The following is a 6969-nucleotide window of genomic DNA, read 5'->3' as shown; positions in this document are numbered from 1 at the left end:
GGACGAGATCATGAAGCGGCTCGGTGACGCGGAGGAGGGCCTCACCCGGCGGGTGCTGACCTACGAACGTCGCCACCAGGCACGCTCCAGCATCCTCGCCGCCGCCGAACGAGTCCCCGCCTGACCGCCCTGCGGACCGGGCACATCGTGCCGTGGCTCTTTCAGGGCCGCTGTCCCACCCCCGGGCTGAACGCGGCAGATCGCGGGGCCCGGGGGTGTCGGCAGCGGTAGGTCCACAGCTCGTCGACGAGGGTGAAGCCGAAGGAATCGAAGAGCCGGGGCGCGGCTTGGCTGTCGTCATTGGTGGGCGGGCGCTCGTCGACGACGAGGGCGACCTCGGTGGCACCCTGCTCGGCCAGCAGGGCCAGGGCCTGGCCGAGCAACTCGTGGCCCAGGCCACGGTGGCGGTGAGTGGGCAGGGTCTCGATCCAGTACACGGTCGCGGTGTGGTCGGGTCCCACGCTGATCACGGCCTCCGCGACCGGCTCGGCCCCCCGGCGGACGATCAGCCGCTGACCTGGGGGGAAGTCGCAGGGGACGACGTCGGCGCACAGCTTGGCGGGCGGGAGCTCGGCCGGTAGCGCGCAGTACAGATAGCTGCCCTGCAGACGGCCGGTGAAGCCGCTGCGCAGCAGGGCGTCATGCGTGGCGCCGCGGTGGGCGCGGGGCAGGCCGCCCGGCCCCAGCGGACCCGGCGGAGCGGCGACGAATGCCTCGATCTGCGGGCAGTGAGCGAGAGCGCCGAGGGCGTGGCCGATCAGGACACGCAGGGCAGGCGGGTCCTCGCGGGCGTAGAGCCAGCAGATCACCCCGGTGTGCACATCGGCCCAGGAGAGGTACGCGATGACGCCCTGAGGGCAGTCCCTGGCACCGGCCAGAACACTGATCTGCGGGCGAGCCGGTATCGCCAAGTCGGCCGGGGGAACAGGACCGCGCCGCGCGGCGGCGAGCCCCTCCGGAGTGCAGTGCGGCTGTCCCGGCAGCCGGTCGGCGTCAATCAGTTCTCGCACCCCCGGTTCGTCGTCGGGACGATAGGGGCGTACGGTCGATCCGCTCTCGGGGCTGGGCGAAGAGGCCATGCTGTCGGTCCGCGCAGGTGCTGACGTCTTAGGGGTCCTTGCACTATGAGCGACCCGGGCGTGCATAGTGCAAGGATCCCTTAACCGGGGCTGTCTTCAGCGTCCTCCGATTTGCCCCTCCTGTCACGGGAACCGTGCCGCGGGCGAACGTCCCACCATGCTAGGGACGTACGTCGAACGCGACTTGGGCCGCGGCCAGCAGCGCGCGCATCTCGTCGATGACCGGGCGGTGAAGGGGCAGCGTCAGGTGGCCGACGCCCGGCACCAGCACGTTGCGTGCCCTGAGGTCCGGATGGTCGATGCGACCCCTGCCGGCGGGGATGACGGCCTCGTCCAGGTCGCTGTAGAAAGCCACGAACCGGGTACGGCATCCCACGGCCGGCTCGGCGAGCTCGACCAGCAGCTCGCTCCCCGGCCGCAGCTGGCGCAACAGCGGATGGGCCGGGGCCAGCAGGGCGGTCGCGGTCCCGCCGTGCGGCGTCGCCAGCGTGATCACCAGCGGCACGTACGCGTCACCGCCGAGCCGCTGCACGTAGTACCGGGCGATCAGCCCTCCCAGGCTGTACCCGATCACGACCGCTGCCCGCCCACCGACGCCGGCACACGCCAGCTCCACCTGGTCGCCCAGCGCCCGTGCTGCCCTGCGGATGTCCGGGCCGAACGCGTTACAGCCCACCGGGGTGAAAGGGCCCACGCCGTCGCCGCGCAGCTCACGCTGCAGCGGCGGGATGACCGATGCTCCGTCGGCCAGCCCGTGCACCAACAAAACAGGAATCCCCGAGTCGGCGGGCAGTGGGTCACCCGGGCCCGTCGGCCGACCGTGCATGGCACGGCTGAACAGCCCGGTCAGCTGCCCAACGCCCTCCGCGGCCATGTCGAGCGGGAACCGGGCCAGACGTACCACCGCTCTGCTCGCCTCGACACCCACGCCGCGCGCCGGCGACAGCCCCGGCACCGACAACTGTGGACCGAAAGGAATGCCCGTGGCCGATCACCATCCCTGCATGAACAGCGCCTGCCGTGCCTAGCGGAACAGCTTGGACATGGAGAACTACATGGGAAACACTGCGCGAGTCGGCGCTATTTCACCGTCCGCTACGTTCACTTTGGACGCTGTCAGCCACAGATGCACGTCGGCCTCCGCCGATGGCCTCGCCGGGCGGGCTGATCGCCTGCCGGTTGCGGCCCTTGAACCGCACCCCTCCCTGCCGATGTCACCCGCATGACCGCCGCAAGGCGTCGGCCTCTGTCGGCCGTGATGGTATGGGAGTGACCTTCATTCCTACTGAGGGAGCTGACCATGCACGAAATGTGGTGCGGCGCGGACGCCTCGGGGGAACCGATGTGGCATGTGCTGACGGCCGACAGGACGCTGACCCTGTGCGGGGTGGAGAAGCGCCAGGAGCCCGGCGAACGGGCGCCGACCGACAAGCACTGCTTCCCGTGCATGAAGGAGTTCCAGGCCGCCATGGCATCCACCAGGTCCTGAACACAGGAGCGAGGCGAACGAGGGTTTCTCCTCTCGCCCGTCAGGAATGTGAACGATTCAGCCTGTGTTTCCGTAATGAGAGTTACCTGAGCTTCGTCTTGTGGTGGAGTGAGTCACGGGCATGTGAGGTGTTGGGCGATGGCCTGGATATCTACGCTCGTTTCGGCAGCCGGCCGGGGCGGTGGCCGCGTCGGCCAGGCCGCGGCCGGCCTGCGGGGCGTTCTGCTCGGCGCGCCGCTACTGCGCAGGCAGTCCACGGCGGGATCCGGCAGCGAGTGGGGACACGTCCTTGTCGAGCCGCGGACGGCTTGGTTCGTGCAGGGCCAGGCCGCAGACCTGGGGCCCGTGACGGTGGCGTACGAGCGGCAGGGGGCCGGCGAACCCGTCGTCCTGCTGCACGGGCTCGGCTCGCACCGGCTGACCTGGAGCGCGGTCATGCCGCTGCTGACCGAACAGCGGGAGATCATCGCGATGGACCTGCCGGGCTTCGGCGAGTCTCCGGATCTGGATCCCGGTATCCCCCGTGACCTGGATACGGCCGTGCTGTGGCTGGCTTCGGTGTTCGCGGCGCTGGGTGTGGAGCGGCCTCACGTGGTGGGTCACTCGCTGGGCGGGCTGATCGCGTTGCGCCTGGGGCAGGCCGGGCTGGCGCGCAGCGTGACCGCGATCGCTCCGGCCGGCTTCTGGACCGGCGCCGAGCGGCGCTACACCTACGCCGTGGTGAACGCGGCCCGCCAGGGAGTCCGGCTGCTGCCCGACCCGGCGCTGCTGGCGCTCGTACGCACCGCACCCGCCCGCGCCGTGCTGACCGGCACCCTGTACGGCCGGCCGGAGCTGTGCCCGCCGCACGCGGTGGTCGCGGCGCTGCGGACGCTGCGGGAGTCGGCGGGATTCAAGGCGACCCTGCGGGCCGGGCGTGCACCGGGTCTGTTCACCGGCGACATCCCCGATGTGCCGGTGACGATCGCGTGGGGTACCCGCGACCGCCTCCTGCCACCCCGGCAGGCGGCACGTGTCCGCAAGATGATCCCCAACGCCCGCCTGGTGCCGCTGTCCGGCTGCGGTCACGTGCCGATGCTGGACGCTCCCGAACTCGTCGCCGACGCGATCCTCCGTGCCACCGAACCCGCACAGCAGTCGCAGCCGGGACCCAGCCGCGCGATGTTGTAGGTTCCGCGACACCTCTTCGCCCATACGGGATGCCTGCCGGGCCTGTCATCATCAAGGCCCGGCGAGGCTTCTCTGGTCAGGCCGAGAGGTGTGCCTCGGCGCTGGTCAGGCCGAGAGGCGTGCCTCGGCGGCGGAGATGACTTCTTGCCGCTGCCGGTGGCGCTGTTCGTACTCCAGCACCTGACGGGCCTGGATGGACGGAGCGTCCCGCAGGCTCGCGCTGATCTCGTCCGGGTCCATGGCGTCGTAGCCGGTCCACGGCTGCTCTTCGCGCAGCTGCTCGATGGCGTCCAGGACTCGCTTGCGGTTCGCGTGCGTGCGCTCGTAGCCCTCGACGACCGTCAGATCCAGCTGGGAGAGCGTGCGCAGCCGCCTCTCGATCTGGTCCGTGCTGAGCTGGCTGAATCCTGGAATCGGCAGGTCCTCCTCCCGCCTGACCGCTCCCAGGATTTCCTCGGCCATGGGGCCGGGCTCGGGCGCCTCCCGCAGCGCGCCCCCGGCCGCACCCCGCGCCCACCGGACGCCGCGCTGGGCCACGTCCTGTGCCCGGTCGAAAACGGTCCGCATCGTCTGGGCCGCCGCGCCGGTCAGGCCGCCGTTGCGATGCTCACCCGGGCCGAAGCCGTAGATGGATGCCGCCATGGTGCGGGCTTGTTCGGCGAGGCTGTCCTCCAGCGCCTGCAGCAGTTGCTCGTCCTGGCGGCGCAGCGAGCCGAGCAGGTCGGCGGTGGGCTCGTCGTCCATTTGCTGGGCGAGGATCTCCGCGGCCCGGCACGCCGCCAGTGCCCGCGCCGCGGCCGCGTACTCGTCCTCCGCGTTCCTCAGCAGCCGTCGCGGATCGGCCGGGCCCCCGCCGGGCAGCATCCCCCGGACGACCGCCGACCCGATCGACAGCGGCAGCATCGCCGAGCGCGCCGCGCCCCGCGAGACGGACCGCGTCACACCCACCGCGGTGCCCATGAGGCCCCGGGGGTGCAAGGCGCGCTCCTGGCGCCGAATGCGCTGCACGCTGATCTGGACCTCGGCGGCCTGGCGTTCGAGCATCTGCCGGTACGGGCCCGGCGGGGTGACCGTCGCATCCGCCCGGAACCGGTCGAGGACCGCGTCATGAGCATGGCGCGCATCCTCCAGCACCGGTACGAGTTCCTCCGTCATCACTGCCACGAGGTGCTCCTGAGTGAGGAATGGGGGCGGCAGTCCGCCGCACACGGGAAGCGGCTGCCCTCAGCGACCTCCGTGGGCAACCGGCACCATCCTGCGGGACCCACGCCAAGATCGCCCGGCGAGGTGGACCCGGGGATGCCCTGGCCGGCCTGGCCGTACGGCGCAGCCGGCGCGGATGAGGGACATGCCGCGTTGGCCTCTCCGGGTGATGGGGAACCCGCAGTGCTCCGCGTAAGCGGGCAGGGCGAGAGATGATCACGAATCTCGTCGAGCCGTGAGCGACTGCTGCATCGCATCTTTCTCGCCACCGTGGCCTACCGTCGCGCCCACACGGTTTTTCCAGCGTGTCGCCGTACATGGCAAATGGACGCTTTGCCACGTAAGCGTGACTCGGCTCGCGTTGCGGGGAGGTCGGAGGATCGATTCAGCAGGTCAGAGTCGCCCTTCCGTCGGGGGGTGCGAGTACGCCGGATGGAGGAGAGTGGCGTAGGGTGGCTGTCCTATTAACTGTCTGGTTCCTGTGCCGAGTTGACGGTCGGTCCGCGCTGCGCGACGTGGGTCCGAACTGGTTGATCGAGAGGACTCCGATGCCCGAATCCCCGACTTATGCAGTGCGTTCGGAGCCCGGTCGGGTGACCGCGACGGGCCCGGCACGCAACAGACATGCCAGGCCTCCCGCTCAGGAGGGACCGACAGTTTCGGCCAACCGGTCCCGCGCGGTGCGCCTCGCTGTCGTTCCCGCGGCATTCATGGCGGTCCTCGCCGCCGCTCTGATCGTCTTCGTCCTGCTCACCCAGGACGGCGCCGCCGACGCGACCACCTGGGCCGTGCTCACCAGCGGCGCCGTCCTTGGCGGTGGCGTTCTGGTCGGTGCCGCGTTCGTCGCCCGCGCCCAGGCCCGGGAGGTGTCGCGGCAGCATGAGTCGCTGCGCCGCGCCGTCGCCGCGGGCCAGTCCGACCTGCAGGACCTGCTGCAGCGGCTGGAGCGGGGCGAGCCGGTGGGGCAGGTTCCGTTCACCCAGCAGGCTCCGTCCCGGACAGATCCACTCGGCCGTCTCGCATCCGAGATAAGCGTCGCCATGTGGCAGGCCCGGACAGCCGTGGCGCAGACAGCACAGTCCTCCAGGAGCACCTCGCCGGACAGTGAGGAAAAGGTCGAGGTCTTCGTCAATCTCGCCCGGCGGCTGCAGTCGCTCGTGCACCGCGCGATCAGCATGCTGGACCAGCTCGAGAACGAGGTCGAGGACCCGGAACTGCTCAAGGGCCTCTTCCACGTCGACCATTTGGCCACCCGCATACGCCGCCACGCGGAGAACGTCGCCGTGCTCGGCGGCTCGGTCTCCCGCCGGCAGTGGACCCGCCCGGTGACCCTGACCGAGGTGCTGCGCTCGTCGATCGCCGAGGTCGAGCAGTACTCCCGGGTCAAGCTGGTGCCGCCGATCGAGGGGACACTGCGCGGCCATGCCGTCGCCGACGTCATCCATCTGCTGGCGGAACTGGTCGAGAACGCCACGGCGTTCTCCGAGCCCCATACCCAAGTACTGCTGCGCGCTCAGCGCGTGACCGCCGGGCTGGCCGTCGAAGTGGAGGACCGCGGTCTGGGCATGCCTCCACAGGAACAGGCGCGGATCAACACGTTGCTCGCCGAGCCGGACCACATCGATCTCAGCAAGCTGCTGGCCGACGGCCGTATCGGCCTGTACGTGGTGTCCGCACTGGCCCGCCGCCACGGCATCGCGGTCCGGCTGCAGAGCAACATCTACGGCGGTGTCCAGGCGGTCCTGATCATCCCGCGCGGGCTGCTCGGCGACGAGCCTGTCGAGGCGCCCGCCCAGGCGGCCACCGACATGCCCCGGCCGGCCCAAGTCGCCCCGGCGCAACAACCGGCCCAGGTCGCCCCGGCCCCCCGGCCGGCCCCCCCCCCGACCCCCTCCGCCCCGCCCCGCAACGGCTCGGCCAGGCCGCCGGTGCACATCAGGAGCGTGTCGCCCGGGCGGGCGACGGAGGCGCGGAAGCGGAAGGGTTCACGGAGCGGTTCGGGGGCGGGCTCGTACGGGCTCGGGGGCG

The 6969-nt window shown here is 71.0% G+C and carries 5 protein-coding genes and 2 pseudogenes; 3 read left to right on the top strand and 4 right to left on the bottom strand.

Annotated features, from left to right (window positions below):
- Positions 1-161 precede the first annotated feature (161 nt).
- Together CLM62_RS09310 and CLM62_RS09305 are read right to left on the bottom strand one after the other, a co-directional pair.
- On the bottom strand, positions 162-1010 hold the full coding sequence (locus CLM62_RS09310; protein WP_179382021.1) for a GNAT family N-acetyltransferase: 849 nt from the start codon (positions 1008-1010) through the stop codon (positions 162-164).
- 229 nt (positions 1011-1239) lie between these two features.
- A complete protein-coding gene (locus CLM62_RS09305; protein WP_257003762.1) occupies positions 1240-2034 on the bottom strand; it encodes a lipase in 795 nt (264 codons plus the stop codon).
- A 345-nt stretch (positions 2035-2379) separates the two neighbouring features.
- On the opposite strand from CLM62_RS09305, the gene CLM62_RS09300 reads away from it, so the two are divergent.
- Positions 2380-2568 carry a hypothetical protein gene (locus CLM62_RS09300; RefSeq protein ID WP_095749372.1) on the top strand — a complete coding sequence of 63 codons (189 nt, stop codon included), beginning with the start codon at positions 2380-2382 and terminating at the stop codon, positions 2566-2568.
- 138 nt (positions 2569-2706) lie between these two features.
- Positions 2707-3738 (top strand): alpha/beta fold hydrolase, encoded by a 1032-nt coding sequence (locus tag CLM62_RS09295; protein WP_095749371.1) that lies wholly within the window; start codon positions 2707-2709, stop codon positions 3736-3738.
- 105 nt (positions 3739-3843) lie between these two features.
- Here CLM62_RS09295 and CLM62_RS09290 read toward each other — a convergent pair whose 3' ends face one another.
- Positions 3844-4893 (bottom strand): hypothetical protein, encoded by a 1050-nt coding sequence (locus CLM62_RS09290; protein ID WP_257003761.1) that lies wholly within the window; start codon positions 4891-4893, stop codon positions 3844-3846.
- A 596-nt stretch (positions 4894-5489) separates the two neighbouring features.
- Here CLM62_RS09290 and CLM62_RS09285 point away from each other — a divergent pair.
- A pseudogene (locus CLM62_RS09285) lies at positions 5490-6635 on the top strand (sensor histidine kinase); the annotation flags it as partial.
- Positions 6636-6832: 197 nt separating this feature from the next.
- Here the strand turns inward: CLM62_RS09285 and CLM62_RS52970 are convergent.
- Positions 6833-6969 (bottom strand): annotated as a pseudogene (locus CLM62_RS52970) (protein phosphatase 2C domain-containing protein); the annotation flags it as partial.

Origin of the sequence: Streptomyces sp. SA15 (assembly GCF_002291145.1) — a bacterium.
Lineage (GTDB): Bacteria > Actinomycetota > Actinomycetes > Streptomycetales > Streptomycetaceae > Streptomyces.
The sequence above is the reverse complement of the archived record's forward strand: the minus strand, read 5'-3'. Positions and strand labels throughout refer to the sequence as shown.